This window comes from Burkholderia sp. 22088, from assembly GCF_052045915.1.
GTDB lineage: Bacteria > Pseudomonadota > Gammaproteobacteria > Burkholderiales > Burkholderiaceae > Burkholderia > Burkholderia cepacia.
The window spans coordinates 1-24279 of record NZ_JBQEPY010000030.1 but is presented as its reverse complement, the minus strand read 5'-3'; the positions used below and the strand labels follow the sequence as shown (position 1 = coordinate 24279).

Sequence of the window (24279 nt, the reverse complement as noted above, 5' to 3'; positions counted from 1 at the left end):
AGCCCCACCATTTTTCCCGTCAGGAAAACCCTGATCGACTCGGCAGGCCGTCGGTTTCAGGCCGTTTTCCCGCTGCCGCAAGCCGCCGCAGTGCGCCCCCGTCCAAACCGTACCCCGCACCCGCACGACCGCGACCCATCAAGCCTCTCAGCCCGCATACCTAGCCAAAACAGGTATGGCGCACCGCAGTATTCAGCGTGATGAGCGTGAATTCAATACCTGCCAGGTATCAAAAATCCCGCCTAAAAGTATTGGACGCTCCATCTGGCCGGGACGTATAAATCGCCTCAAGAACTTCACCCCCACCGCGTGCCCCATGTCCTCCGTCACCATCGAACGTATCGAAACCCGCCTCGTCGACCTGCCGACGATCCGCCCGCACAAGCTGTCGATGGCCACGATGCACGGCCAGACGCTGATGCTCGTGAAGGTGTTCTGCAGCGACGGTGTGACGGGCCTCGGCGAAGGCACGACGATCGCCGGCATGGCCTACGGCCCGGAAAGCCCCGAAGCGATGAAGCTCGCGATCGACGCGTACCTCGCACCGGCGATCGTCGGCAAGGATGCGACGCGCGTCCAGACGCTGATGGCGTTCCTCGGCAAGCTCGCGAAGGTCAATCACTTCGCGAAAAGCGCGCTCGAAACCGCGCTGCTCGACGCGCACGGCAAGCGGCTCGGCGTGCCGGTGAGCGAGCTGCTCGGCGGGCGCCGGCGCGATCGCCTGCCGGTCGCGTGGACGCTCGCGTCGGGCGACACGGCCACCGACATCGCCGAAGCCGAGCGCATGCTCGACCAGCGCCGCCACAACGTGTTCAAGCTGAAGATCGGCGCGAAGGCGCCCGAGACGGATATCCGGCACGTGGCCGAGATCAAGAAGGCCGTCGGCGATCGCGCATCGGTGCGCGTCGACGTGAACATGGCGTGGAGCGAAACGCAGGCCGCGCGCGCGATTCCGGCGCTGGCCGATGCCGGCTGCGAACTGGTCGAGCAGCCGGTGGCCTCGGCCGCGGCGCTGGCGCGCCTGATGCGCCGCTTCCCGGTCGCGCTGATGGCCGACGAAATCCTGCAGGGCCCCGACAGCGCGTTCGAGATCGCGAAGCATCACGGCGCGGACGTGTTCGCGATCAAGATCGAACAGAGCGGCGGCCTGTTCGCCGCGCAGCGCGTGGCCGCGATCGCGGACGCGGCCGGCATCGAGCTGTACGGCGGCACGATGCTCGAAGGCGCATTCAGCACGGTGGCGTCCGCGCACCTGTTCGCGAGTTTCGCGAACCTGCAGTGGGGCACCGAACTGTTCGGGCCGCTGCTGATCACCGAAGAGATCCTGACGCAGCCGCTCGATTACAGCGACTTCGAACTGACCGTGCCGGACGGCCCCGGTCTCGGCATCGAACTCGACGAGGACAAGGTCAGGCGTTTCACCCGCGACGGACTCACCCGCGTCGCGCGGTAGCCCGAGTCAGGCACAGCCGTCATTCCCCCCAAATACACGTGGAGACACCATCATGAGCGTCAAAGTTTTCGAAACCCGGGAAGTGCAGGATCTGCTGAAGGCCGCGTCGAACGCGGGCGCGGACAGCACGAAGGGCGGCAACGCGCGCACGCAGCAGGTCGTGCTGCGGCTGCTCGGCGACCTGTTCAAGGCGATCGACGATCTCGACATCACGCCCGACGAAGTGTGGGCCGGCGTGAACTACCTGAACAAGCTCGGCCAGGACGGCGAAGCGGCGCTGCTCGCGGCCGGCCTCGGCCTCGAGAAGTTTCTCGACATCCGGATGGACGCCGAGGACGAAGCGCTCGGCCTCGACGGCGGCACGCCGCGCACGATCGAAGGGCCGCTGTACGTCGCCGGCGCGCCGGTGCGCGACGGCGTCGCGAAGATCGACCTCGATGCGGACGACGGCGCGGGCCCGCTCGTGATCCACGGCACGGTCACCGGTGTCGACGGCAAACCGGTGGCCGGCGCGGTGGTCGAGTGCTGGCATGCGAACTCGCACGGCTTCTACTCGCACTTCGACCCGACCGGCAAGCAGAGCGACTTCAACCTGCGCGGCGCGGTGAAGACGGGCGCCGACGGCAAGTACGAATTCCGCACGCTGATGCCGGTCGGCTACGGCTGCCCGCCGCAGGGCGCGACGCAGCAGCTGCTGGACAGCCTCGGCCGCCATGGCAACCGCCCGGCGCACGTGCACTTCTTCGTGACCAGCGACGGCCACCGCAAGCTGACGACCCAGTTCAACATCGACGGCGACCCGCTGATCTGGGACGACTTCGCGTATGCGACCCGCGAGGAGCTGATCCCGCCCGTCACCGGCAAGACCGGCGGCGCCGCGCTCGGCCTGAAGGCCGATGCGTACCAGGACATCGAGTTCAACTTCGTCCTGACGCCGCGCGTCGAGGGCAAGGACAACCAGATCGTCGAACGCCTGCGCGCTTCCGCCACGGCCTAACCGCCCGACGGCACGGCGGCGCGCAGCCGCCGCCGCCGGCCGGGTTCCCGCGAGATTCAACCGATTACCGATGCGAGCGTGCTTGCAGGACGCGGCACGCGCATGGGAGGAGCCATCATGTCCGCCACGATCGACCAAGCCACCGACCTGGATCACCTGCTCGCCACCGCCGTGCAGGACGACAAGGAGGCCGGCGTATTCCGCTGCCGCCGCGACATCTTCACGAACGCCGAGCTGTACGAGCTGGAGATGAAGCACATCTTCGAAAGCAACTGGGTGTACCTGGCGCACGAAAGCCAGATTCCCGAGAACAACGATTACTACACGACGTGGATCGGCCGCCAGCCGATCGTGATCACGCGCGACAAGACCGGCGAGCTGCACGCGGTCATCAATGCCTGCGCGCACAAGGGCGCGATGCTGTGCCGCCGCAAGCACGGCAACAAGGGCAGCTTCACGTGCCCGTTCCACGGCTGGACGTTCTCGAACACCGGCAAGCTGCTGAAGGTGAAGGACGAGAAGACGACGGAATACCCGGTGCAGTTCAACACGCACGGCTCGCACGACCTGAAGAAGGTGGCGCGCTTCGCGAACTATCGCGGCTTCCTGTTCGGCAGCCTCAGCGCCGACGTGCTGCCGCTCGAGGACTACCTCGGCGAGGCGCGCGTGATCATCGACCAGATCGTCGACCAGGCGCCGAACGGGCTCGAGGTGCTGCGCGGCAACTCGTCCTACATCTACGAAGGCAACTGGAAGATGCAGATGGAGAACGGCTGCGACGGCTACCACGTCAGCACCGTGCACTGGAACTACGCGGCGACGATGGGCCGCCGCAAGGAAGACGGCACCAAGGCCGTCGATGCGAACAGCTGGAGCAAGTCGGTCGCGGGCGTGTACGGCTTCGACAACGGCCACATCCTGCTGTGGACGAAGACGATGAACCCGGAAGTGCGGCCCGTGTACCAGCATCGCGATGAAATCAAGGCGCGCGTCGGCGACGTGCAGGCCGACTTCATCGTCAACCAGACGCGCAACCTGTGCGTGTACCCGAACGTGTTCCTGATGGACCAGTTCAGCACGCAGATCCGCGTGGTGCGACCGCTCGGCGTCGACAAGACCGAAGTCAGCATCTTCTGCTTCGCGCCGAAGGGCGAGAGCGAAGCCGACCGCACGACCCGCATCCGCCAGTACGAGGATTTCTTCAACGTGACGGGCATGGGCACCGCCGACGATCTCGAGGAGTTTCGCGCGTGCCAGGCCGGTTATGCGGGCATCACGGCGATGTGGAACGACCTGTCGCGCGGCGCGCCGCTGTGGGTCGACGGCCCGGACGAGAACGCGAGGAAGATGGGGCTGAACCCGCGCATTTCCGGCGAGCGCAGCGAGGACGAAGGGCTGTTCGTGTGCCAGCACGAACACTGGGTGAACGTGATGCGCGATGCGCTGAAGAAGGAACGCGGGGAGGTGGCAGCATGAGCTTCGATTACCGGACTGTCTGCGCCGCGCTGTATCGCGAAGCGCGCCTGCTCGACGATCGCCAGTGGGACGAGTGGCTGACCTGCTACACGGAGGACGTCACGTACTGGATGCCCGCGTGGGACGACGATGACCGGCCGACCGACGATCCGCAAAGCCAGATCTCGCTGATGTATTACGCGGACCGCGGCGGCCTCGAGGATCGCGTGTTCCGGATCAAGACCGAGCGCAGCGGCGCATCGACGCCCGAGCCGCGCACCAGCCACAACGTGACGAACGTCGAGGTGCTGGCCGAACGCGAGAACGAAGTGGACGTGCGCTACAACTTTCACACGCTGAACCACCGCTACCGCGTGACCGATCACTTCTTCGGCACGATGTTCGTCACGTTGCGCAAGGCGGGCGATGAGCTGCTGATCTCGTACAAGAAGATCGTGCTGAAGAACGACTACATCCGGCAGGTGCTCGACGTCTATCACGTCTGACGCTGTTGTTTTGTCATGAAAGGAAGTGGAGGTGACACCATGTCCAGCTACAAGATTGCACTGAATTTCGAGGACGGGGTAACCCGCTTCATTGATTGCAAGGCCGGCGAGAAGGTTCTCGATGCGGCTTTCCGCGCGAAGATCAACCTGCCGATGGATTGCTCCGACGGCGTGTGCGGCACCTGCAAGTGCCGCGCCGAAAGCGGCCGCTACGATCTCGGCGACGACTACATCGACGACGCGCTCACCGAAGACGAAAAGGACGGCGGCCTCGTGCTGACCTGCCAGATGGTGCCGCAAAGCGATTGCGTGATCGCGGTGCCGACGTCGTCGGTCGCGTGCAAGACGGGCCAGAGCGGGTTCGCGGCCACGGTGACGAAGGTCGAGCAGCACAACGATGCGGCCGTCGTGCTCGAACTCGACGTCGGCACGGCCGCGCCCGTGTTCCTGCCGGGCCAGTACGTGAACATCGACGTGCCGGCGAGCGGCCAGCACCGTTCGTATTCGTTCTCGTCGGCGCCGGCCGACGCGAAGGTCAGTTTCCTGATCAAGAAGATTCCCGGCGGCGTGATGAGCACGTGGCTCGAATCGGCGCAGCCCGGCGACACGCTGGAACTGCACGGGCCGCTCGGCAGCTTCTACCTGCGCGACGTGCAGCGGCCGCTGCTGTTCCTCGCGGGCGGCACGGGGCTCGCGCCGTTCCTGTCGATGCTCGAGGTGCTCGCGCGCAGCGGCTCGCAGCAGAAGGTGCACCTGATCTACGGCGTGACGCGCGATCTCGATCTCGTGCTCGTCGATGCGATCGAGGCGTATGCGGCGAAGCTGCCGAACTTCAGCTTCGCGACGGTCGTGGCCGACGCGGCGTCGAACCATCCGCGCAAGGGCTGGGTCACGCAGCACATCCCGGCCGATGCGCTGAACGACGGCGACGTCGACGTGTATCTGTGCGGGCCGCCGCCGATGGTCGACGCGGTGCGCAAGTATTTCGACGACGAAGGCGTGAAGCCGAACAGCTTCCACTACGAGAAGTTCACCCCCAACGTCACGGCAAAGGCGGCATGATCATGCAACGATTCTCAGGCAAGGTCATCGTCGTCACGGGTGCCGCGCAGGGCATCGGCCGCGGCGTCGCGCTGCGCGCGGCGGCCGAAGGCGGCAGGGTGCTGTTCGTCGATCGCGCGGATTTCGTCGCCGAGGTCGCGGCCGAAGCGACGGGGGGCGAGACGGCCGGGTTCGTCGCCGATCTCGAAACGTACGAAGGGGCGCATGCGGCGATCGCGCACGCGGTGCGGACGTTCGGCGGCATCGACATCCTGATCAACGGCGTGGGCGGCGCGATCCGCATGCGCCCGTTCGCCGAATTCGAACCGGCGCAGATCGATGCGGAAATCCGCCGTTCGCTGATGCCGACGCTCTATACCTGTCACGCGGTGCTGCCGCACCTGCTCGCGCGCGGCGGCGGCACGATCGTCAACATCTCGTCGAATGCGACGCGCGGGATTCGCCGGGTGCCGTACTCGGCGGCGAAAGGCGGCGTCAATGCCCTGACGTCGGCGCTCGCGATGGAATATGCGGAACACAACATCCGGGTCGTGGCCACCGCGCCGGGCGGCACCAGCGCACCGCCGCGCCGCGTGCCGCGCAATGCGGCCGGCGACAGCGAACAGGAACAGGCATGGATGGGCGAAGCCGTACGCCAGGTCACGGAATCGACGTACCTCAAACGCTACGGCAGCCTCGACGAGCAGATCGCGCCGATCCTGTTCCTCGCGTCCGACGAGGCGAGCTACATCACCGGCACGGTGCTGCCGGTCGCGGGCGGCGATACGGGTTGAGCCGCGCGTCGTCGCGCCGCCTGGCACGTGTTCAGGATGTTCGTCGACAACCCATCCACCTATCCACCCACCAACCGGCCGGCGCGAAGACGCCGGCCATGGAGACTTCCATGCGTGATCGCAAAGCCATCGTTCCGGCGGGAATGGAAGCCGTGTACGAGAAGATCGGCTACGCGCCCGGCCTGAAGGTCGGCGATACGCTGTACGTATCCGGCCAGATCGGCCGCGATGCGGCGATGCAGCTTGTCGAGGATCGTGAAGCACAGATCCTGCAGGCGTTCGAGAATCTGAAGCGGGTACTGGACGCGGCGGGTGCATCGTTCAGCGACGTGGTCGACCTGACGACCTTCCATACCGACATGCGCGACCTGCCGTTGTTCATGCAGGTGCGCGACCGCTACCTCGATGCGCACCCGAAGCCGGCATGGACGGCGGTCGGCGCGCACATGCTGGGCGGCGCGCCGGGCTATATCGTCGAGATCAAGGCGGTGGCCGTGTTGCCGGCGTGACGCGTGCGGGCGGGAGGCCGGCACGAGGCGACGTAGCGCACGCATCGAATCGATCCGACTCGCCGCGTGCCGGCACGGAACGAGAGACTTCGCGATCCGCCGGTCAATCCTGACGAAATGCTTTCTCGCGACGTCGGGCGTGCGTCGTTGCGCCGCGGTCGGCGACAAGTCGCGCGAGTTCGTTTATGGTGCGAGGGAACGCAGCGTCATCTCTTTCCTTCCGTCGAGAATCCGCGATGAAATGCCTGCCACGCGTCGCCTTCGCCGCCCTCGCTTTCACCGTCGCGCAAGCCGCGTTCGCCCAGGTTCCCGCCACGGTGCGGCTCGAAGACATGACCTGGACCGAGCTGCGCGACAGCATCCGGGCCGGCAAGACCACTATCTTGATTCCGGTCGGCGCAACCGAGCAAAGCGGGCCGTACGTCGCGCTGGGCAAGCACAATGCGCGGGTCGCGGTGCTGTCCGAGCGGATCGCGCAAGGCCTCGGCAACGCAATCGTCGCCCCCGTCATCGCCTATGTGCCCGAGGGCGGTTATGCGCCGCCGACGTCGCACATGCGCTTTCCCGGCACGATCACCGTGCCCGACGACGTCTTCGAAAAGACCCTCGAGTCCGCAGCCAACAGTTTCCGGGCCCATGGATTCACGAACATCGTGTTCCTCGGCGACCACGGCGGCTACCAGAACGACATCCGGCAGTCGGTCGCGCGGCTGAACAAGTCGTGGGCCGGCACGGGCGCGCGCGCGTTCGTGCCGGCCGAGTATTACGGCACCAGTTCCGACGGTTACGACCGGATCCTGCGCGAGCACGGCGTGCCGGCCGCGGACATCGGCACGCACGCGGGGCTGGCCGATACGTCGCTGCTGCTGGCGGTCGCGCCGGGCATGGTGAGGGTCGACAAGCTGCGCAACGCCGCGAAGCCCGGCACCGCCGACGGCGTCTACGGCGGCGATCCGCGTCATGCGAGCGTCGAACTCGGCCGGCTGGGCACCGACGCGATCGTGTCGCGCACCGTCGACGCGATCAGAAAGGACACCGCCGGCCGCTGACGCCGCCGCGCCATTGCGCCGCCTTTGCCGTCGTTCCATTCCATCGAACCGGGACATCGTCATGCAACCGCGCCTTCGCCGTCACATCCGCTTCCCCCGTCCCGCGATCGTCGTCGCGGCTGCGCTGGCCGGCTTTTGCGCCCAGGGTGCGATCGCGGCGTCCGCCGTCGCGGCCGTACCCGGCATGCCGCCCGTGATCAACCCCGACAACCTGTACGGCGAGGCACGGGCCGGCCGCATGAGTGCGGCGGTGGCGGGCGCGTTGCCGCGCATCTATGTGCCGAACCTGCGATCGAACGACGTCTACGCGATCGACCCGGCCACGTACAAGGTCGTCGACCGGTTTGCCGTCGGCCGCAGCCCGCAGCACGTCGTGCCGGCGTGGGACCTGCGGACGCTATGGGTCGCCAACAATGCGGAAGGGCGCACCGACGGCAGCCTGACGCCGATCGATCCGAAGACGGGCAAGCCCGGCCCGGCAGTGAGCGTCGACGACCCGTACAACATGTATTTCACGCCCGACGGCAAGGAGGCGATCGTCGTGGCCGAGGCGCATGCGCGGCTCGACTTCCACGACCCGGGCACGATGGCGCTGAAATCGAGCCTAGAGGTGCCGCAATGCAAGGGCATCAACCATGCGGACTTTTCGATCGACGGCCGGTATGCGCTCTTCACGTGCGAGTTCGGCGGCAAGCTCGCGAAGATCGACCTGGTGAATCGCAAGGTGCTCGGTTACCTCGAACTCGACCGGAAAGGGATGCCGCAGGACATCCGCGTGTCGCCGGACGGCAAGGTGTTCTATGTCGCCGACATGATGGCGGACGGCATATACGTCGTCGACGGCGACCGCTTCGCGAAGACCGGTTTCATCCCGACCGGCGTCGGTACGCACGGGCTGTATCCGAGCCGCGACGGCACGAAGCTCTATATCGCGAATCGCGGCTCCAATCTCGTCCACGGGCCGCGCCACGGCAAGGGCAGCGTATCGGTGCTCGACTTCGCGACGCGCAAGGTGGTCGCGAACTGGCCGATCCCCGGCGGCGGCAGCCCCGACATGGGCAACGTCAGCGCGGACGGCAAGACGCTGTGGCTGTCGGGCCGCTTCGACGACGTCGTCTACGCGATCGACACCACGAGCGGCGCGGTTCGAGCGATTCCCGTCGGCATGGAGCCGCACGGCCTGACGGTGTGGCCGCAGCCGGGGCGCTATTCGCTGGGCCATACCGGCAACATGCGGTAGGGCGGCGGACGGCGCGCCCGTTCGCGCGTTCGTGCGCTCGCATGCCACGACAGGCGGCACGTCACTCCCACGCGTGCTTGCTGAACTGATAGCCCTTGCAGCGGATCGTCTTGATGCGCTTCGGTTCCGTCAGGTCGTCGCACAGCTTGCGGCGCAGCTTGGAGATGCGGCCGTCGATCGAGCGGTCGAAGCCGTCGAACTCGATTCCGCGTAACAGCTGCGTCAGGTCTTCCCGGCTGACCACCTCGCCGGCGCGGCAGACGAGGGCCCATAGCAGGTCGAATTCGGTCGAGGTCAGGCGCGGCGCGCTGCCGTCGGGAAGACGAATCTTGCGATCCGCCCGGTCGATCGAAAACTTGCCGAACTCGAATCGCTGTGGCGATGCCGGTGCGCCGTCGACCGGGCGCAAGCGCATCCGTCGCAGGTGGGCCTTGATCCGCGCGAGCAGGATGCGCGGCTCGACCGGCTTGCGGAGAAAATCGTCCGCGCCGAATTCCAGGCCGAGCAACTCGTCGAACTGCTCGTTGCGGGCCGTCATCATGATGACGATGCCGTCGTACTGCATGCGTGCGTCGCGGCAGATCTCGAAGCCGTCCTTGCCCGGCAGGTTGATGTCGAGCAGCACCAGGTCGGGGCGGCGCGCGACGATCGTGGACACGGCGTCGGTGCCGTCGAACAGCGTGTCCACCTCGTACTGATGCATGCGCAGATAGTCTGCGATCAGCGAGGACAATGGGACGTCGTCTTCGACGAGCAGGATTCGGATGGGCATCGCTAAACGAGGGGGCGAAACGGGAAAGTGGCGAGCGCTCAGGCCCGTCCGAACATGGGGAAGCCGAAGAGACGCGCATGATACTGAGAAACATTCCGGCAGAATGTGGCGAAATCTGCATCGTTCGGTGAGTCTCGCCGCGGGCGGGGCGTCGCCGCGTTGCAGGAAGGCGAACGCACGAAGATGCGGCGTCGTGTTTAGTCGAACGACGTGATGTACGCGTAAACACGTTCGGAGCGGTATCCGGCGTGCAACCGGCTGAAATACCGGGCGGGATGTCGTTCGTGCGGAAACGTTTGCGAAAGCGCTGCGCATGCGGGTGTCGCGCACGCTCACCAGAGCAAAACCGGTAAAGATTGCTCTACATATCATTACAAAATATTACCTGCCGGGTGGCGTGCGGCCCGCCGTATCGCCGCGGGAGATTGCCTTCGCGCTACCGTCGGATCGCCTTGCGCAACCGCGACACCTCCTGCTCCGACACCGGCGCCGCACGATTGCCTCACGCGCTGCGTACACCTGACCACCGATGGCGACGCGCGGGCGCGGCCGTCGGGCACGCACCTTGCTCGGCTTTGGGCGGCGCCCGCCTGCGGGCGCGGAACCGCGTGCCGTTGCGCACGGCGGGCCCGCGCGTGCGCCGATATCGACATTCGTATCCGGGAGGCGCCATGCGTGAATCGAACGATCCATCCCGCGCCAGGACGGGCCCGGGCGGCCGGGCCACGACCGATCCCCGGGCCGTCACGGTCAGGCACCCCGTCACGCGCGCGTTCGAACGCTTCGCGTCGCACGTGACCGTGTGGGCCGGTTCGCCGGTCGCGTTCGGCAGCGCGGTCGCCATCACGGCGCTGTGGCTCGTCACCGGCCCGCTCTTCCACTATTCGGATGCATGGCAGCTCGTCATCAATACCGGGACGACGATCGTCACGTTCCTGATGGTGTTCCTGCTGCAGCGAAACCAGAACCGCGACAGTGTCGCGATGCACCTGAAGCTCGACGAACTCGTGGCCGTCACGCACGCGGCGAGCGACCGGCTGATCGGGATCGAGGACGCGTCGGAGGAGGAGTTGCGCGCGATGGCGCAGACCTACCTCGACATGGCAAAGCGGGTGGCCGCCGGGGACGGCAGTCCGGATGGCGATCGCGACCGCGAGCCGGCGGAGCCTTCGCCGGAATCCTGACGGACGTGACGCTGCACGGCTGCACGCGATCGGCTCGCGGCCGGCGGACGATTTTTCAACCGCTTGTCATTTCTGTCCATGCGGCGCGGCATGCAGCGCATTCGCGCGATGAGCGCATCGTGGCGTGCCGTCTGCCGCCGGGCGGAACGCGCGAAGCGGGCGGCATCCAGCACGCGCGTGCGGCCGAAGCGCTTCGATGCGATGTCGGCAGCGGCGCTGCCGACGGTGTGCAGTCGAGCATGCATCCGGCAAAAACGCTTGCGGAATTCCGCTGTCTCGAACGCCGCCTGTGTGACTCGATCCCCCGCCAGACAAGGTTACTCGACATTTCATTACAAACTATTACCGATGTCGCCGCGTATCGTTCCCTACAATTTCGCTTCCTGAAGCGCGCGCATGATGCGCCGCGATTTCGTCCGTCATGCGGACGGTGACAGGCAACTGACGGGAAGGCGACATGATGCCGTGGCAAGTCGTGCAGAGTCTCGAAGCGCTCACGAACGCGATCGAAGCCGCGGTGGGGCGGGCCGACTGGGCCGGGGCCGTCCGGGCCGCCGAGACGCGTTCGCGGTTCGTGCTTGCGCTGGCGCCCGATCAGCCTGACGAGGTCGTGTCGGCGCTCAGGAGAATGCAGGAGACCGATGTCCGGATCTCCATCGTCGCACGCGACACGTTGCAGGCGCTCGTCGCCGAGGGCTGGGCGGCGTTGCACGAAACGCGGGCGGCGACGCATGCGTTGAAGGCCGGGCAGCGCGCGCTCGACGCGGACGCTGCGGCATCGCGATGCGCGCCCCGCGCCGACACGCGATTCGCGCTTCGTCATTGAGCGCGACGCTGATATCCGCTTTCTTGGGTGGCAGGATGAGATTCAGAAAACGTACCGCCTACGTCGATGCCACACGATGGTTCGTCGATGGCGACCATGACCGGGTGGCGCGGCGCCACGACACGTGGGCAGTCGCGACGCCGGAAGGCTGGCGTCCGGTGAAGCCGGGCGACTGGATTCTGCTCGACGAAAGCGGGAACTGCTGGCCGATGGACAACGGCCTCTTCCTGCGCTTTTACGAACCGGCCTTGGACTGACGTGACCGACGGGCCACGCTCGCCTATCGGCGCTTGCGCGAAAACAGCAACGAATCGGCGTCGTTGAAGCGGATACGCTGCGGCTCGCCATAACCCGCCTTCTCCGCGACGCGAATCGACGCCACGTTGGTCGGCGCGATCACGCATACGCTGCGCTCGAACCGTTGCTGCCCGTCGAGCCATGCAAGCGCCGCCGCGAGCGCCTCGGTCGCGTAGCCCTTGCCGTGCGCCCACGTCGCGAGAGCCCAGCCGGCTTCCGGCACACCGCGAATCGACGGCTCGATGAGCCGGTGGAAATCGGCGAAGCCGAGGTCGCCGACATAGCGGCCCGACGCCTTCTCGCGAATCGCCCAGTAGCCATAGCCCAGCAGCGGCCACAGCCCGCGATACGCGAGCATGCGCATCCACGAGTCGCGCGGCGCGGACGGCTCGCCGTTGAAGATGTGCTCGACGACCTTGGGCTCGGCCCACATCGTGGCGAGCGCATCGAAGTCGCCGAGCGGATGGCCTTCGAGGATGAGGCGCGGCGTGTCGAGAACGGGCGGGGAAGAGACGGGCGGCATCGTGGTTTCCGGAAAGAAGGGGGCATGGGACGGCCGGGCCGTCGGCACGTCGACGCCGCGCTGGTCGGGGCCCGTTCACGCGCTCGCCGGCAGGTCGGGCGGCGGTGTGGGTCGGTGAGCGGCGGCGTGCGATCGGCGGTACGCGAGTGCGTCACGCGGCGAGCGGGCATGTCCATTTCGGCAAGACAGGGCGCGGGAATGATAGCAAAACCCTTGTCGCGGCGGGCGTCGCGTCCGGCGGCCGCGAGTGATGCCGGTGCATCGACGGCGTCGAACCGGAAACGTGCGCGATTGCAGCGGCTGGCCGCGCGATAATCGGACTTTCACGCGGCGCACGCCGCACTTCCGATGTGCGTTCACCCCTCGACATGACACTCGAATCCGACTGGCTGAGCCGCTTCATGGCGCTCGTCACGGTTACCGGGAAACTCGAAATCCGCTGCGCGTTCGGCGCGCCGTGGGCGGTCACGTATGAACGATCGCCTGCGTGCGAGATCCCGTATCACGTGGTGCTGCGCGGCCGCGCGATCCTCGAGAATCCCGACGACGGCTCCGTGCGCGAACTCGGCGGCGGCGATCTCGTGCTGTTGCCGCACGGTTCCCCGCATGTGCTCCACGACGGCAGTGGTTTGCCGCCGGTGCCGGCGGTCAAGCGGCCCGGCGGTCACGTCTTCATCGGCGAGAACGCGGGCACCGGCGAGCGGCTGGACATGCTGTGCGGACGTTTCGTGGTCGCGCCGCCGCACGACCGGCTGATCCGGCGCCACCTGCCGGCCGATCTCGTCGTGCGCGCGGTGGCGGACAGCCGCACGGCGGACGCGCTGGCCGCCACCGCGCGGCTGACCGCCCTCGTGGAGCTGATGCGCGCGGAATCGCTCGAGCAGCAACTCGGCGGTCTCGCGATCCTCGACGCGCTGTCGGCGGCGCTGTTCGCGCTCGCGCTGCGCGCGATCAGCGAATCGGGGCAGGCGCCGACCGGCCTGCTGGCGCTGGCCGGCCAGCCGCGTCTCGCGCCCGCGATCGTCGCGATGCTCGACGATCCGGCAAGGCCGTGGACGCTGCCCGAACTGGCCGCGCTGTGCAGCATGTCGCGCGCGACCTTCATGCGTCATTTCCAGTCGAAACTCGGGCACTCGGCCGCCGATCTGCTGACGGATATCCGGATGAGCCTCGCCGCGAATGCGCTGCGCCGGCCGTCGGCCAGCGCGGAGGCCGTGTCGGCCGACGTCGGTTATCAGTCGGTGGCTGCGTTTCGCCGCGTGTTCACGCGTTGGGCGGGGATGACGCCAGGTGAATGGCGGCGCCAGTCGTTCGGTGGTCCGCGCGACGCGGCGGCATCGGACGACGGCGTGGCCGGCGATGCGGAGTAAATGCGAAGGAGGCGGCGCTTGCTGCGGTTCGATGCAATCGCAGACGGATCGGCCAGATGTCGGCGCACGGTTCGATGCCGGGCGCATCGCTACGGTTGCCCGGCTCGACGAACAACTCGGCGACAGCGTGGCACTTCGGTTTTTTCGATCCCCCAAGCAGCGCCGTGGCCGTCATCCAGACGGCACGCCCGCCGCGGCAATGGAGCCGGCGACGGGCGCGATCGGAACGGCAGCGGCACCGCATGCCGTCCCGATGCTCTTGCAGCCGCGCGACTTACTTCACAGGCGGGAAATCGACGACCGTGTCGTTGATGCGGTTGAACGTGTTGGTGAAGATCGTCAGCGCGATCGCGAGCGAGATTTCCGCGAGTTGCGTGTCCGTGTAGCCGGCTTCGCGGATCGCCGCGAATTCGTCGTCGGTGATCGTGCCGCTCGTCCGTTGCAGGTTCAGCACGAAACGGATCAGTGCGTCGCGCTTCGCGTCACCGGTGTTCGGCTCGCGCGAACGGATCGCGCGCAGTGCGTCGGCCGACAGGCCGGTCATCTTGCCGAGCAGGTTGTGCGCGGCGACGCAGTAGTCACACCCGGTATCGGCGCTGACGAGCAGCTTGATCGTTTCGAGATCCTGCCTGGTCAGCGTGCCGCCGGCGAGCACGCCTTCGGCGTCGAGCACGGCCGAGAGCGCGTTCGGCGCGAGATGGCCGACGGCGGCGAACAGGTTGGGGACAGTGCCGCCGGCGACCTTGCGGACTTGTGCGTACACGTCGGCGGTTGCGCCGGTGGCGGTTTCGATGGCGGGGATGGCGATGCGGCTCATGACTGGCTCCTTGATCGGAAAGTTGGCGCCCGTTCGTTCGGGGTGACTCCACTTTAGAAGCGCAGGACGATCCTCATAAGGCGCAAAATCGCCATTGTGATGCTCAAAAGGATCAAGTCGATTCGCCGCCGCCGGCGGTCTACTTCCGGCTTTTCAGGAAGGTCCGCCCTTCGGCCGTGATCGACGCGCCGGAGCGGCCGTGTGCGGAATGGCTGACGAAGCCCGCGCTGACGAGTTCCCGCGCGATCGACCAGCCGAGCGCGGGCGCATCGCGCCCGTAGCGGACGTCGGCGAGGCGCTCGAGCGCCCAGATGGCGGAGGCCGACAGGTTCGGGGTGTTGGACGTGAAGTTGTCGCTCATCGCTTCCTCGTGAAAAGGGGATTCGGGGTGGGCGGGATGCCGTGACGCCGGGTGGTGCGCAAATCAGCGCGCTTGCAGCATGGGCAGCAGCGCCTGCAGCGCCGCCTCCTCGTCGGGGCCGGTGGCCAGCACTTGCGCGGACGCGCCGCCGTGCACCTGCAGCGCTGCGACGGCGGCGCTGTCCTTTGCGTTGCTGCTGATCCCGTTCGCGATCAGCAGGATGTCGCTTTCGAAGCCGCGCGCCGCGTCGACGGCTGCTTTTCGTGCGGCGCCGCCGCGGTTGCGGTTCCAGGCGGGGCCGATTTCAACGTACACGACGGTTGCCACGATGTCGGAAAGCCTCTGAACGGAGAATCGGTGTGCGGTGCCAGGCCGGCGGTGCGCCTGGCGCGCGTGAAACACGCTTTCCCGCGAAACCCGGAGCAGCCGTCGGCGAGGCCGGAGTGTGTGCATCCTGCTTGGATGTGCCGGTATTCTCGGGGAAACGGGTTGCAAATCCGGCGAACGGCACGAAAGCGGTGATTATAATACAGCGGTCAAGATATGTGAATTGCATTATAATGCCGTGTGCGCCGACGGCGGTCCGCCGATCCGTCGGCGCGTGCCGTCAGGCCGGCCGGGCGACGCTGCCAGCGCGCCCGGCATTTTTATCGACGACCCAACTCCTCCTGAATGGAAGCTGCAATGAACGCCGCCCCCGCCTGCCCGCAATGCGCGATGGAAAACACTTACCCGGACGGCACGCTGACCGTATGCGCGGACTGCGGCCATGAATGGTCGGCCGGTGCCGGCGCCGAAACCGGTGACGAGCCGGCCGGCGACATCGTCAAGGACGCGAACGGCAACGTGCTGTCGGATGGCGATTCGGTCGTGCTGATCAAGGACTTGCGCGTGAAGGGCTCGTCGATCACGCTGAAGATGGGTACCAAGGTCAAGAGCATCCGGCTCGTCGGCGGTGATCACGAGGTCGACTGCAAGACCGACATGGGCGGCTTCATGCTGAAAGCCTGTTACCTGAAGAAGGTCTAAGTGCACCCGCGCCAATCGACTGCTTGATCGACAGCCCACCATGGCCGAGGAACGATTTTCCTACGATGCGTTCGTCAGGTTCCTGGCGACGCCGCTGAACGACGGCCGGCCTTTCGTGCTGGAGACGCAGCACGCACTTTCGCTCCATTTCGATCATATCGGCACGCAGAGCTTCATGTCGCTCCGGGATCCGGGCCGGCTCGAACTCGGCTATACACGCGTGATGATGGGCTTTCTGCTGCTGCAGCCGGAGCCTGCGCACATCTGCATGCTCGGGCTCGGCGGCGGTTCGCTGGCGAAGTACTGCTACCGGCACCTGCCCGGTGCGGCGATCGACGCGGTCGAGATCAACCCGGACGTGATCGCGCTGCGGGACGTATTCAGGATTCCTGCCGACGACGGCCGGTTCACGGTGGTGTGCGCCGACGCCGCGGATCACCTGGAAAGGGCTGATGTCCGGACGGACGTGATTCTGCACGACGCGTTCGTCGCGGACGGCATGCGTGGCCGGTGCACGGGCGCGGCATTCCTCGCTGCATGCCGGGCGCGCCTGAGTGATACCGGCGTACTGGCGATCAACTTCATGGACGACGATCCGGCATTGCCGCAACATCTCGAGCAACTGCGAGCGGTGTTCGGTGCGTCGTATACGCTGGTGCCGTGCGGCGACGACAACAACTACATCGCGTTTGCGTGGAAGGGCGGCCAGCGGCTGCCGTCACTCCGCATCCTGCTCGAGCGCGCACTTGCGTGCGCACAGGCCGGCGAGCTCAAGCTGGCGGCCACGGCGAGACGCATGAAGGCCGGGGAGTGCATCGAGCCGCAGCGGCTGGTGCAGCGTACGCAGCCTCCGGGGCGGTGGGAGATTGGCGCGTAAGTGGCGTCAAGCGGCGTCAAGCGCCGCCGCGTGCGCGGCCGCGCTTACTTCACGCGCTTGCCGAGCGCGCTCTTGGTCTTGTACGTCACGCCGTGACGGTCGAGATACTCGCGGATCAGTTGCCGCACGACTTGCGAAGGCGTGAGGTCCTGCTCTGCGCAGAGCATCTCGAATGCTTCCTTCTTCGCGGGATCGATCAGGACGGTCAAGCGGGCGGTTTTTGTTTCCATTGCGAGGCGAGGGTGGTCGGTATGTTAATCAAATTATAATCGATGAGTCTTCGGCGCTACTACCGGGCACGCGGGGAAACGCGGCCGGGTGCGCGCTCAACGCTTGCTGCGGACCAACGCGAGCAGGTCGTCGATCACCGGTACGATCGCCAGCGTGACGAGCACCGCGGCGAGCGGCACGGTCGATACGTAGCCGACATGCTTGAAGCCGATTGCGCCGGCCAGGCCGCCGATGAAGAACGACGAAAGCATCGTTGCATGAATCCGCAGCTTCGAGCGGTTGGCGACCACCGCATGCGCGTCGACGTCGATCGCCGACCGGTTCCAGTAGAACAGCTTCCCGAGTTCGATGCCGAGGTCGGTCACGATGCCGGTCATGTGTGTGGTGCGGATCTCCGCGCCCGACAGCTTCGTGATCGTCGCGTTCTGAAGCCCCATGATGAAACACAGCAGCGTCACGGTCACCGGTACGAAGAAGGTTTCCCACAGCGCGAGATGGCTGCCGAGCAGCCCGAACAGAAGCAGCAGCGCGGCCTCGACCAGCAGCGGCAGCATGAACTGGCTGTGCAGGCCGCGACGGCGGCCCCAGTTGACGAGGATCGCCGAGCAGCTGGCGCCGATCAGGAACGACCCCAGCGAGCTGATGCCGGCCAGCGCGAGCCGCACGTCGCCGAGCGCCGTCTGGTCGGCGATCGCCGATACGATGCCGCTCATGTGCGACGTGTATTGCTTGACCGCGAGGAAGCCGCCGGCATTGGCCGCGCCGGCGACGAACGCCAGCGAAAACCCGAGCTGACGGTTTGCGGTCGCGCTGCGGTGTTTTCCCGTCAGGTTTCGAAAGTACTGCGCTGGCATGGTGGCTTCGCTCAATCGCCGCGGATCGCGGGCACGGACATGAAAACCGGCGCCGGGCGGCAGGGCGGGAACGCCGCATGCGTACGGGCGCCGGGTCTCTTGAATCATGTGATGAACATGATAATGTCATTATCATACTCTGTCAGCCGTATGGGGCTGACAGTACAATGTCGTGCTGCGCGGACCGGCCGCGGCTTCGCTGCCGCATTGCCGTGCCGCCCGCATTCGCGATCACTTCTGCCCACCGTTTCATGACCCCGATCAAGTTCATCCTTCGCTACACTGCGATCCCGTTCACGGCCATCGTGGCCGTGGTGATCTGGACAGTCATACCATCGTCGAAAGAGATCGATGCGAGACAATATGCGGCGCTGTCGCGCGCATACGCGAGTTTCCCGCTGCCGTTCCGGCGCGAGATCTCGGAAACGATGGACCACGGCCGGATCAACGACCGGCGCTACCAGGCGCTCGTGCGCGATTCGCTGGGCAACGGCGTCGCGCTGGACTGGCCGGCGTCGGGCGTCGGCGCGCTCGCCGACGAGCGGCAAAAACTGGCCGAACTGATTCAGGCCGATTCAGATCTTCAAGGGCATCACCAATGAAAACTCTGCTGGTTTCCGTGGCATTCGCGATGATCATCGCGAGCCTGATCTTCGCGCTGTATTTCATGAATCACGATCGCGGCAAGTCCAAGCGGATGGCATGGTCGCTCGCGGCACGCGTCGGGCTGTCGGTCACGCTGTTCCTGTCGCTGCTGATCGCTTACAAGCTGGGCTGGATCGAGCCGACGGGGTTGCCGATCGGCCGCTGAACGACGGGTGCCCCGTTGCAGCCGGGGCGTTCGCGGAAATTCGCGTTTTTCGAGGCGAGTGACGATGCGATTGCGTACGCGACGTGACGGGCGGAGGGATGGCCGGGTCGTTCAATCCGGCTGAAGGCAAAGAAACGGTGGCGCAACTGCGGCTCGAGCTTCGGGCATCGTGGATGCGTTACTGCCTGGGGTGCTTCATTTCCTCGGCTTCCATCGCGGCGAGTCGTTCCTCACGTGCGGATACGGACTCCATGGCTTCGTCGATCGAGGCCAATGCATATTCGCAGGCCAGTTTCACTTCTTCGACGGTAGCCTCCGGCGTCTGGTCGTCGCTTGGCGGAGGGGAAAGCATGTCTCCGAGCATCATCGCCAACTCAGGGGTGTCCCACGCTTCGCCCTTTTGCGCTTTTTTCTTTATATAGTGCCGGATTTCCGCGTCCTGCTCGGGCGAGAGTGGAAGGTGTCGAAACGTGTTGCCTGGGTTGGCGTCGATCATGATGGTGCTCCTGGGATTGCTCCCTGCAATGCGCGTGCACCCGGAAAAAGAGGGGGGCGAAGAAGGAGTCGGCTCCTATCTTCGGGAGCGTGAATCCTGAATGCGTTCGAGGCGGGCCAGGAGTTCGTCCACCTGGAGTGAGAGAACCTTGTTGCGCTCGGATTGCGTGCGGAGCTTGTTGAGCTTGACTCTCCAGTACGCTGGATCGTTGACGGTCGATCTGTTGATGAACGCGTGTTGCGCTTGCTCAAGCAGCCCGATTGATCGTCTGATATGGGCCAACTCGCGTTCCGCGTCGCAGTACCAGCTCATGTTTTTCGCCTTCTGATTATGGTTTTCATTTTGACTTGCTGCACGGCGAGCGCACGTGCGCTCGCTCGAAAGGCGATGCTGGAGTCAATTTCGGGCAGCAGCACGGCTGCACGGCGTGACGGGCGTACTGATCATCCCTCTTGCGGCTGCGAGGCGGCCGGCCGGCTTGCAGCCTGCGTCGTCCGGCCACGGTAATTCACGCCGGGGGACGAGATGGCGACGCAAGCGGGCCCCCGGCCGGCACGGCGTGCACGATGTTCCTAGAACATTTTGCGGGGCGGCATCAGGCGCTTCGTCCGCAAGCGCTGCCTGGCAACGGCGCTGGCCTTTTTCCGCTTGCGCTCCGTCGTGGGCTTTTCGTAGCTGGTGCGACTGCGCAACTCCCGAATCAACCCGGTCTTCTCGATACTGCGCCGGAATCGTCGCAGCGCGACATCGATTGGTTCGTTGATCTTCAGTGTGATGGTTGTCATGTAACTCCTGGTTGAAAACGGTCGACGGGAAAACTAGCCGAGTCGTGTCATGACGGTGCTTGCGATCTCGTCAGATTCGAATTCCGAATACCCGGCTCCGATTGAAAATGCGCGCACAGCCGCGAACATCTGCAGCTCCTGTTGATGACATAGCGCGGAATGGGTCATTCCAGCGGGCAGGACAGCGTCGCTCCGAGTGACCTTGCACCCTCTGATCAGGTCAAGAAGTTCGTCGACGATCATTTCGTCCTCCAAATTGCTGGAAAGTTACTTTGCCATCGTGAGTCGCGTCAGACGGCGCTCGAAAAGAAGCCTTGCTTTTCGCGATTTTCGTCAATGACACTCTCGGCATAGCGCAATGACGCACGACGTGCGTCACCGGCGGTATCGAACGGGCTGTCGTCGAGAAGCCTGAAAGTCTGGCTCTGCGTCAGCGTATCGGTGGTGCCGCGAAGACAAATCTTGACCGCTGCGTCGAAGCCGGCATCGTAGTTATGCGGGTTGCCATCCAACGCAGGCACGTGTGGGTAAATCAGTGGATAGATCTCGAATCCACGGTAAATATGCATGCTCATCATGAACTCCCGGCGATCGATTGCGGCGACTCGCAAGGACGAGCGTATGCTGCCAGCATCGCCTGATGCATGGCGCGGCGGGTCGGTGTGAAAGGGACAAACGTTGCGAGCGAGGCGGTACGCGACGCAACACGGTGGCGAGTGGAGGGCGAGCGGGCAAACAGCAAACGGGCGCTCGAATGAAACCATCATACGCGCATCGTCGATCGGGTGTCCATCTTATTTCGACCGCGACGAGGCAACTGTCTCGACAACCAGTCGACGCCGACCATTCATGCCTTATACGGAAAACGACACCTCTCCCGATTCCGCGACATGGGGCTGGGGGGCATGCACCTGACGTTGCTTGCCGAAATTGTGACAGCCGTCGAATCGACGGGCCCGCGTCTGGACGTCAGTGCGAAGGCGGCGTCAGTCGCCAGCCGATGCACGCCATTCCGTGATGCGCGCGGTAAGCCGTTGCGATCATTCGATTGGCGTTCCACGAAACGGGATTCGGCACGAAGCGCGCATGCACTCGCAGCCGGGCGTAGACAGAAAGGACGTTGTCACCGGCGAGGCCGCGCAAAGGCTCATGCCAACCTTCGACAGGGCCGTCACGACGGGGACGCTCGTGGTCGCGCGTTGTCCGGATCGCAAGTTTGATTTACATATAGTGGTGTTGTGATAAGAAAACTTATCCCGATGATGTTGATCGGAATGAATCCCATCGGAGGATGGCAGCATCGATGGCGTGACTGAAACGGGTTCTGGGGCGCCAACAGAGGCGGTAGCGTGCCGGGCGATGACGCTAGCCGCCCGTCCCGCCCGTGATGTCATGTCGATAGGCACGAGGAGAGCAACCCACGATGCGCTTGAACGCATGTCCGAACGCGCTATCCGAGTCGTAGCCGAGCATTTGCGCGATTGCGGATATCGATGCGTTCGAGCGTCGCAGTTCCCGCATCGCGAGTTGCACGCGCCAGCGCAGTACGTACTCGAGCGGCCCGAATCCCAGCCGCCGCTTGAAGTGCAGCGCGAACGTCGAACGCGATACGTGGCAGCAGGTCGCGAGTTCGTCGACTGTCCAGCGTCGCGCGGGCTCCGCATGAATGGCGACAAGCGCCGTGCTCACCCGGGAGTCCGCGAACCCGGCAAGCCATCCGACATCGCTGTTCGCGCCGCCGTCCACGTAGCGGCGCAGGATCTCGACCAGCATCATGTGGCCGAGATGCCGAACCATCAGCGACGCCCCCGGCGATGGTTTGCCGAATTCATGTGCGAGCCGCTGCAGCGCCCAGCGCAACACCGCCGCCTGCTCGGAGTCACCGTTCACGATCACCACGGGCGGCAGGCTGCCAAGCAGCAGCGGCATGCCTTCCTCGTACGAGAAGCGACCACCGATCAGAAAGCAGTTCGCCGGTTCGCCATAGTGCGCGATGCCGTGTTCGACGTTCCGGTACACGTCGGCGGCAGGGACCGGCGTAACCGATGGATCGCTCGCCAGCGAAAATGCCCGCGGCGATGCGAGCAGGAAGCAGTCTCCCGTGCGCAGCCGGATCGGCGCCCCGGCGCCGTCGACGGTCAGCCAGCAACTTCCCTCGACAACCGCATTGAACTTGATTCCCTCGGGCGGGGGAATGGCGACCGCCCACTGGCCGCCTGCTCTCAGGCCGGTGAAATACGAGTCGCGCGTTTCCAGCAGAGACAGGACTTCCGACAGGGGATCCACGTTCAAGCTCCGGACGATCTCGACGAAAAATCGGATTCTATTGCATTCACAGTCCGGGGGCGCCGCCGGAAAATGGCCTCGTGCAGTGACGCGACCGACAGGCGGGCGCGTGCTTCACGCATCGTTCCAGGAGCCTTCGATGACGAGCAGGCAACACCCCCTTCATTCCGGATTCGGCGCAGCATCGACGGCAAGCGACGTACTGGCCGATCTCGACCTTCGTGGCAAGACCGCCATCGTCACGGGCGGCCATTCGGGCCTCGGCCTGGAAACGACGCGCGCACTGGCGCAAGCCGGTGCGACCGTCGTCGTCGGCGCACGGCACGTCGATGCCGCGCGCGAAGCAACGCGCGGCATCGACGGTGTGGAGATTGCGGCACTCGACCTCGCCGATCTCGCGAGCGTGGCCACGTTCGTGGCGCGGTTCGTCGATGCGCGGCGCAACGTGGACATCGTCATCAACAGCGCGGGCATCATGGCGTGCCCGGAGACACGCGTCGGCGATGGCCGGGAAGCGCAGATGGCCGTCAATCATCTTGGCCATTACGCGCTCGTCAACGGGCTGTGGCCCGTGCTCGCGCATGGCGGCGGCGCCCGCGTGGTCGCGGTGTCGTCGCTCGGGCACCGGCTGTCGCCGATTCGTTGGGATGACGTCCAGTTCGCACACGGCTACGACAAATGGCTCGCGTATGCGCAGTCGAAGACCGCCAACGCGCTGTTCGCGGTGCAACTCGACGCGCTGGGCGCCCCGTTCGGCGTCCGCGCCTATTCGCTGCATCCGGGCAAGATCGCGACGCCGCTGCAGCGTCATCTGACACGTGAAGAGATGATGGCGCAGGGCTGGGTGGACGAGCACGGTGTGCCGGTCGATCCGACTTTCAAGACGCCGGCCCAGGGTGCCGCAACCCAGGTATGGGCGGCAACGTCGCCGCGTCTTGCGGCGATCGGCGGTGTCTATTGCGAGGATTGCGACGTCGCGGTCGTCACGCAGGGAAACGAGGAATCCGGCGTGCGGCCGCATGCGATCGATCCGGATGAGGCGGCGCGTCTGTGGGCGTGGTCCGCGAAGCTGACCGGAATCGATGCCTTTGCGGCGAGCCGCTGACGCCCGAGCGCGTATGAAGGAGGGAACAGGCACCGGCGGAGACAGGGCATGCGGCCGGCGCGAGATCCGTGCGCGGCCACTTGGTCACGCGTCGCGCGAAGCGCGCGGCTCATCTCCGCGATCGGTATCGCGGAAAGCGAGTCGGGGTTCGAGGCAAGTGCATCGAAGGTTGATGCGAGTTGGCTGATCGCGAAGCTCGAGAGGGCGATTGATTCCAATCAAGAGGGGGCAGTTCACGGCGGCCGATTGCCGCCGAGAACACTGTGCATATATCAGGGGGCGGTAAGCAAGATCAGGCCGGTGGTCGCATCCGCCGTGTCAACTGGGTCAGGTTCCGACGCCACCGCGGTGCGCCGGCGCCCGATCGGGCGATCGCCCGTCGCGTATCCGTTCAAGTCGCCCGATCGCCTCAGCGTGGCCTCGAACACGAATCAATCCGCTGCTGTCTGCCGATCCGAAGTGGATCGAGTCGTCGCCGTACACGAGTCACATGGGTTCGACGCACTGTCGCGATTGAAACCGGAGAAGCGGCCCCATGATTAATTTAATTTGCAATTTGACTTATTATCGACAAATATCGGTTTGCGATGGATTCGTAGTCGTTTAGCGCT

Annotated in this window: 32 protein-coding genes; 19 read left to right on the top strand and 13 right to left on the bottom strand. The window is 65.5% G+C overall.

The genetic code is table 11. From position 1 onward, the window contains the following. Positions 1–316: 316 nt before the first annotated feature. The 9 genes from ACTJLD_RS39210 to ACTJLD_RS39170 all read left to right on the top strand — a co-directional run bounded on the left by ACTJLD_RS39210 (position 317) and on the right by ACTJLD_RS39170 (position 9044). Positions 317–1453 (top strand): muconate/chloromuconate family cycloisomerase, encoded by a 1137-nt coding sequence (locus ACTJLD_RS39210; RefSeq protein WP_440661471.1) that lies wholly within the window; start codon positions 317–319, stop codon positions 1451–1453. Between the two features lie 52 nt (positions 1454–1505). Continuing rightward, entirely contained in the window at positions 1506–2450 is a 945-nt protein-coding gene (gene catA / locus ACTJLD_RS39205; protein WP_059693414.1) for a catechol 1,2-dioxygenase, read from the top strand. A gap of 117 nt (positions 2451–2567) precedes the next feature. Continuing rightward, complete coding sequence (locus tag ACTJLD_RS39200) at positions 2568–3926, top strand: Rieske 2Fe-2S domain-containing protein (RefSeq protein ID WP_334046453.1); 1359 nt, start codon at positions 2568–2570, stop codon at positions 3924–3926. Beyond that, positions 3923–4411, top strand: a complete 489-nt coding sequence (gene benB / locus ACTJLD_RS39195; protein ID WP_027792559.1) for a benzoate 1,2-dioxygenase small subunit — start codon at positions 3923–3925, stop codon at positions 4409–4411. Before ACTJLD_RS39200 ends, benB begins: the two co-directional genes overlap by 4 nt. Before the next feature lie 39 nt (positions 4412–4450). Then, entirely contained in the window at positions 4451–5473 is a 1023-nt protein-coding gene (gene benC, locus ACTJLD_RS39190; protein ID WP_060173573.1) for a benzoate 1,2-dioxygenase electron transfer component BenC, read from the top strand. After that, positions 5470–6246, top strand: coding sequence for a benzoate diol dehydrogenase BenD (benD, locus tag ACTJLD_RS39185; RefSeq protein WP_027792561.1), 777 nt, complete (start codon positions 5470–5472; stop codon positions 6244–6246). Before benC ends, benD begins: the two co-directional genes overlap by 4 nt. Before the next feature lie 110 nt (positions 6247–6356). Then, entirely contained in the window at positions 6357–6755 is a 399-nt protein-coding gene (locus ACTJLD_RS39180; protein ID WP_440661467.1) for a RidA family protein, read from the top strand. A 236-nt stretch (positions 6756–6991) separates the two neighbouring features. Continuing rightward, positions 6992–7804: a creatininase family protein gene (locus ACTJLD_RS39175; RefSeq protein WP_134319397.1), complete on the top strand. Its 813-nt coding sequence runs from the start codon at positions 6992–6994 to the stop codon at positions 7802–7804. 61 nt (positions 7805–7865) lie between these two features. Then, positions 7866–9044, top strand: a complete 1179-nt coding sequence (locus ACTJLD_RS39170; protein WP_134319398.1) for a YncE family protein — start codon at positions 7866–7868, stop codon at positions 9042–9044. Positions 9045–9105: 61 nt separating this feature from the next. Here ACTJLD_RS39170 and ACTJLD_RS39165 read toward each other — a convergent pair whose 3' ends face one another. Continuing rightward, positions 9106–9816 (bottom strand): response regulator, encoded by a 711-nt coding sequence (locus ACTJLD_RS39165; protein ID WP_027792565.1) that lies wholly within the window; start codon positions 9814–9816, stop codon positions 9106–9108. A gap of 671 nt (positions 9817–10487) precedes the next feature. Between ACTJLD_RS39165 and ACTJLD_RS39160 the strand changes: the two genes are divergently transcribed. From ACTJLD_RS39160 to ACTJLD_RS39145, 4 genes are read left to right on the top strand one after another with little or no spacing between them, the layout of a single operon-like run. Then, positions 10488–11000, top strand: a complete 513-nt coding sequence (locus ACTJLD_RS39160; protein WP_124535974.1) for a low affinity iron permease family protein — start codon at positions 10488–10490, stop codon at positions 10998–11000. 5 nt (positions 11001–11005) lie between these two features. Further along, positions 11006–11434, top strand: coding sequence for a hypothetical protein (locus ACTJLD_RS39155; RefSeq protein WP_334067595.1), 429 nt, complete (start codon positions 11006–11008; stop codon positions 11432–11434). Positions 11435–11457: 23 nt separating this feature from the next. Further along, positions 11458–11826, top strand: coding sequence for a hypothetical protein (locus tag ACTJLD_RS39150; protein ID WP_440661464.1), 369 nt, complete (start codon positions 11458–11460; stop codon positions 11824–11826). 35 nt (positions 11827–11861) lie between these two features. Further along, positions 11862–12083, top strand: a complete 222-nt coding sequence (locus ACTJLD_RS39145; protein ID WP_027792567.1) for a hypothetical protein — start codon at positions 11862–11864, stop codon at positions 12081–12083. A 23-nt stretch (positions 12084–12106) separates the two neighbouring features. On the opposite strand, the gene ACTJLD_RS39140 is transcribed toward ACTJLD_RS39145, so the two are convergent. Further along, on the bottom strand, positions 12107–12646 hold the full coding sequence (locus ACTJLD_RS39140; RefSeq protein ID WP_027792568.1) for a GNAT family N-acetyltransferase: 540 nt from the start codon (positions 12644–12646) through the stop codon (positions 12107–12109). Between the two features lie 368 nt (positions 12647–13014). On the opposite strand from ACTJLD_RS39140, the gene ACTJLD_RS39135 reads away from it, so the two are divergent. Further along, a complete protein-coding gene (locus ACTJLD_RS39135; protein ID WP_059855627.1) occupies positions 13015–14016 on the top strand; it encodes a cupin domain-containing protein in 1002 nt (333 codons plus the stop codon). A 274-nt stretch (positions 14017–14290) separates the two neighbouring features. Here ACTJLD_RS39135 and ACTJLD_RS39130 read toward each other — a convergent pair whose 3' ends face one another. The 3 genes from ACTJLD_RS39130 to ACTJLD_RS39120 form a co-directional block, all read right to left on the bottom strand. Beyond that, a complete protein-coding gene (locus tag ACTJLD_RS39130; protein WP_060194522.1) occupies positions 14291–14833 on the bottom strand; it encodes a carboxymuconolactone decarboxylase family protein in 543 nt (180 codons plus the stop codon). 139 nt (positions 14834–14972) lie between these two features. Continuing rightward, complete coding sequence (locus ACTJLD_RS39125) at positions 14973–15194, bottom strand: hypothetical protein (RefSeq protein WP_021158205.1); 222 nt, start codon at positions 15192–15194, stop codon at positions 14973–14975. Positions 15195–15257: 63 nt separating this feature from the next. Next, on the bottom strand, positions 15258–15596 hold the full coding sequence (locus ACTJLD_RS39120; protein ID WP_333998605.1) for an HPr family phosphocarrier protein: 339 nt from the start codon (positions 15594–15596) through the stop codon (positions 15258–15260). Positions 15597–15878: 282 nt separating this feature from the next. Here ACTJLD_RS39120 and ACTJLD_RS39115 point away from each other — a divergent pair, with 282 nt between their 5' ends. Both ACTJLD_RS39115 and ACTJLD_RS39110 read left to right on the top strand, forming a co-directional pair. Further along, positions 15879–16223 carry a zinc ribbon domain-containing protein YjdM gene (locus tag ACTJLD_RS39115; protein ID WP_440661460.1) on the top strand — a complete coding sequence of 115 codons (345 nt, stop codon included), beginning with the start codon at positions 15879–15881 and terminating at the stop codon, positions 16221–16223. A gap of 40 nt (positions 16224–16263) precedes the next feature. Continuing rightward, the gene (locus ACTJLD_RS39110; RefSeq protein WP_060317594.1) at positions 16264–17100 is read left to right on the top strand and encodes a hypothetical protein; all 837 of its coding nucleotides are present in this window, start codon (positions 16264–16266) and stop codon (positions 17098–17100) included. Positions 17101–17144: 44 nt separating this feature from the next. Here ACTJLD_RS39110 and ACTJLD_RS39105 read toward each other — a convergent pair whose 3' ends face one another. Both ACTJLD_RS39105 and ACTJLD_RS39100 read right to left on the bottom strand, forming a co-directional pair. Further along, a complete protein-coding gene (locus ACTJLD_RS39105) occupies positions 17145–17330 on the bottom strand; it encodes a ribbon-helix-helix protein, CopG family (protein WP_021158209.1) in 186 nt (61 codons plus the stop codon). 96 nt (positions 17331–17426) lie between these two features. After that, positions 17427–18185 (bottom strand): YoaK family protein, encoded by a 759-nt coding sequence (locus tag ACTJLD_RS39100; protein ID WP_059687771.1) that lies wholly within the window; start codon positions 18183–18185, stop codon positions 17427–17429. Positions 18186–18436: 251 nt separating this feature from the next. On the opposite strand from ACTJLD_RS39100, the gene ACTJLD_RS39095 reads away from it, so the two are divergent. Continuing rightward, a complete protein-coding gene (locus ACTJLD_RS39095) occupies positions 18437–18787 on the top strand; it encodes a hypothetical protein (protein ID WP_027792574.1) in 351 nt (116 codons plus the stop codon). After that, the gene (locus tag ACTJLD_RS39090; RefSeq protein ID WP_006489184.1) at positions 18784–18996 is read left to right on the top strand and encodes a twin transmembrane helix small protein; all 213 of its coding nucleotides are present in this window, start codon (positions 18784–18786) and stop codon (positions 18994–18996) included. Before ACTJLD_RS39095 ends, ACTJLD_RS39090 begins: the two co-directional genes overlap by 4 nt. A 178-nt stretch (positions 18997–19174) precedes the next feature. Here ACTJLD_RS39090 and ACTJLD_RS39085 read toward each other — a convergent pair whose 3' ends face one another. The 6 genes from ACTJLD_RS39085 to ACTJLD_RS39060 form a co-directional block, all read right to left on the bottom strand. Then, positions 19175–19492, bottom strand: a complete 318-nt coding sequence (locus tag ACTJLD_RS39085; protein WP_027792575.1) for a hypothetical protein — start codon at positions 19490–19492, stop codon at positions 19175–19177. 75 nt (positions 19493–19567) lie between these two features. After that, positions 19568–19804: a hypothetical protein gene (locus ACTJLD_RS39080; protein WP_027792576.1), complete on the bottom strand. Its 237-nt coding sequence runs from the start codon at positions 19802–19804 to the stop codon at positions 19568–19570. A gap of 260 nt (positions 19805–20064) precedes the next feature. Next, complete coding sequence (rpsU, locus tag ACTJLD_RS39075) at positions 20065–20277, bottom strand: 30S ribosomal protein S21 (protein ID WP_021158214.1); 213 nt, start codon at positions 20275–20277, stop codon at positions 20065–20067. A 33-nt stretch (positions 20278–20310) separates the two neighbouring features. Continuing rightward, positions 20311–20520: a hypothetical protein gene (locus ACTJLD_RS39070; protein WP_042973949.1), complete on the bottom strand. Its 210-nt coding sequence runs from the start codon at positions 20518–20520 to the stop codon at positions 20311–20313. A gap of 47 nt (positions 20521–20567) precedes the next feature. Then, positions 20568–20852 carry a hypothetical protein gene (locus tag ACTJLD_RS39065; RefSeq protein WP_027792578.1) on the bottom strand — a complete coding sequence of 95 codons (285 nt, stop codon included), beginning with the start codon at positions 20850–20852 and terminating at the stop codon, positions 20568–20570. Between the two features lie 790 nt (positions 20853–21642). Then, positions 21643–22563 carry an AraC family transcriptional regulator gene (locus ACTJLD_RS39060; protein ID WP_440661456.1) on the bottom strand — a complete coding sequence of 307 codons (921 nt, stop codon included), beginning with the start codon at positions 22561–22563 and terminating at the stop codon, positions 21643–21645. A 139-nt stretch (positions 22564–22702) separates the two neighbouring features. Between ACTJLD_RS39060 and ACTJLD_RS39055 the strand changes: the two genes are divergently transcribed. Continuing rightward, the gene (locus tag ACTJLD_RS39055; protein ID WP_124918658.1) at positions 22703–23668 is read left to right on the top strand and encodes an SDR family NAD(P)-dependent oxidoreductase; all 966 of its coding nucleotides are present in this window, start codon (positions 22703–22705) and stop codon (positions 23666–23668) included. Positions 23669–24279: the final 611 nt, after the last annotated feature.

Bases quoted from the DNA above. Each gene is read 5' to 3' on its own strand.
- ACTJLD_RS39210 (WP_440661471.1), top strand. From the start codon at position 317: ATGTCCTCCGTCACCATCGAACGTATCGAAACCCGCCTCGTCGACCTG.
- catA (WP_059693414.1), top strand. From the start codon at position 1,506: ATGAGCGTCAAAGTTTTCGAAACCCGGGAAGTGCAGGATCTGCTGAAG.
- ACTJLD_RS39200 (WP_334046453.1), top strand. From the start codon at position 2,568: ATGTCCGCCACGATCGACCAAGCCACCGACCTGGATCACCTGCTCGCC.
- benB (WP_027792559.1), top strand. From the start codon at position 3,923: ATGAGCTTCGATTACCGGACTGTCTGCGCCGCGCTGTATCGCGAAGCG.
- benC (WP_060173573.1), top strand. From the start codon at position 4,451: ATGTCCAGCTACAAGATTGCACTGAATTTCGAGGACGGGGTAACCCGC.
- benD (WP_027792561.1), top strand. From the start codon at position 5,470: ATGATCATGCAACGATTCTCAGGCAAGGTCATCGTCGTCACGGGTGCC.
- ACTJLD_RS39180 (WP_440661467.1), top strand. From the start codon at position 6,357: ATGCGTGATCGCAAAGCCATCGTTCCGGCGGGAATGGAAGCCGTGTAC.
- ACTJLD_RS39175 (WP_134319397.1), top strand. From the start codon at position 6,992: ATGAAATGCCTGCCACGCGTCGCCTTCGCCGCCCTCGCTTTCACCGTC.
- ACTJLD_RS39170 (WP_134319398.1), top strand. From the start codon at position 7,866: ATGCAACCGCGCCTTCGCCGTCACATCCGCTTCCCCCGTCCCGCGATC.
- ACTJLD_RS39165 (WP_027792565.1), bottom strand. From the start codon at position 9,816: ATGCCCATCCGAATCCTGCTCGTCGAAGACGACGTCCCATTGTCCTCG.
- ACTJLD_RS39160 (WP_124535974.1), top strand. From the start codon at position 10,488: ATGCGTGAATCGAACGATCCATCCCGCGCCAGGACGGGCCCGGGCGGC.
- ACTJLD_RS39150 (WP_440661464.1), top strand. From the start codon at position 11,458: ATGATGCCGTGGCAAGTCGTGCAGAGTCTCGAAGCGCTCACGAACGCG.
- ACTJLD_RS39145 (WP_027792567.1), top strand. From the start codon at position 11,862: ATGAGATTCAGAAAACGTACCGCCTACGTCGATGCCACACGATGGTTC.
- ACTJLD_RS39140 (WP_027792568.1), bottom strand. From the start codon at position 12,646: ATGCCGCCCGTCTCTTCCCCGCCCGTTCTCGACACGCCGCGCCTCATC.
- ACTJLD_RS39135 (WP_059855627.1), top strand. From the start codon at position 13,015: ATGACACTCGAATCCGACTGGCTGAGCCGCTTCATGGCGCTCGTCACG.
- ACTJLD_RS39130 (WP_060194522.1), bottom strand. From the start codon at position 14,833: ATGAGCCGCATCGCCATCCCCGCCATCGAAACCGCCACCGGCGCAACC.
- ACTJLD_RS39125 (WP_021158205.1), bottom strand. From the start codon at position 15,194: ATGAGCGACAACTTCACGTCCAACACCCCGAACCTGTCGGCCTCCGCC.
- ACTJLD_RS39115 (WP_440661460.1), top strand. From the start codon at position 15,879: ATGAACGCCGCCCCCGCCTGCCCGCAATGCGCGATGGAAAACACTTAC.
- ACTJLD_RS39110 (WP_060317594.1), top strand. From the start codon at position 16,264: ATGGCCGAGGAACGATTTTCCTACGATGCGTTCGTCAGGTTCCTGGCG.
- ACTJLD_RS39105 (WP_021158209.1), bottom strand. From the start codon at position 17,330: ATGGAAACAAAAACCGCCCGCTTGACCGTCCTGATCGATCCCGCGAAG.
- ACTJLD_RS39100 (WP_059687771.1), bottom strand. From the start codon at position 18,185: ATGCCAGCGCAGTACTTTCGAAACCTGACGGGAAAACACCGCAGCGCG.
- ACTJLD_RS39095 (WP_027792574.1), top strand. From the start codon at position 18,437: ATGACCCCGATCAAGTTCATCCTTCGCTACACTGCGATCCCGTTCACG.
- ACTJLD_RS39090 (WP_006489184.1), top strand. From the start codon at position 18,784: ATGAAAACTCTGCTGGTTTCCGTGGCATTCGCGATGATCATCGCGAGC.
- ACTJLD_RS39085 (WP_027792575.1), bottom strand. From the start codon at position 19,492: ATGATCGACGCCAACCCAGGCAACACGTTTCGACACCTTCCACTCTCG.
- ACTJLD_RS39080 (WP_027792576.1), bottom strand. From the start codon at position 19,804: ATGAGCTGGTACTGCGACGCGGAACGCGAGTTGGCCCATATCAGACGA.
- rpsU (WP_021158214.1), bottom strand. From the start codon at position 20,277: ATGACAACCATCACACTGAAGATCAACGAACCAATCGATGTCGCGCTG.
- ACTJLD_RS39070 (WP_042973949.1), bottom strand. From the start codon at position 20,520: ATGATCGTCGACGAACTTCTTGACCTGATCAGAGGGTGCAAGGTCACT.
- ACTJLD_RS39065 (WP_027792578.1), bottom strand. From the start codon at position 20,852: ATGAGCATGCATATTTACCGTGGATTCGAGATCTATCCACTGATTTAC.
- ACTJLD_RS39055 (WP_124918658.1), top strand. From the start codon at position 22,703: ATGACGAGCAGGCAACACCCCCTTCATTCCGGATTCGGCGCAGCATCG.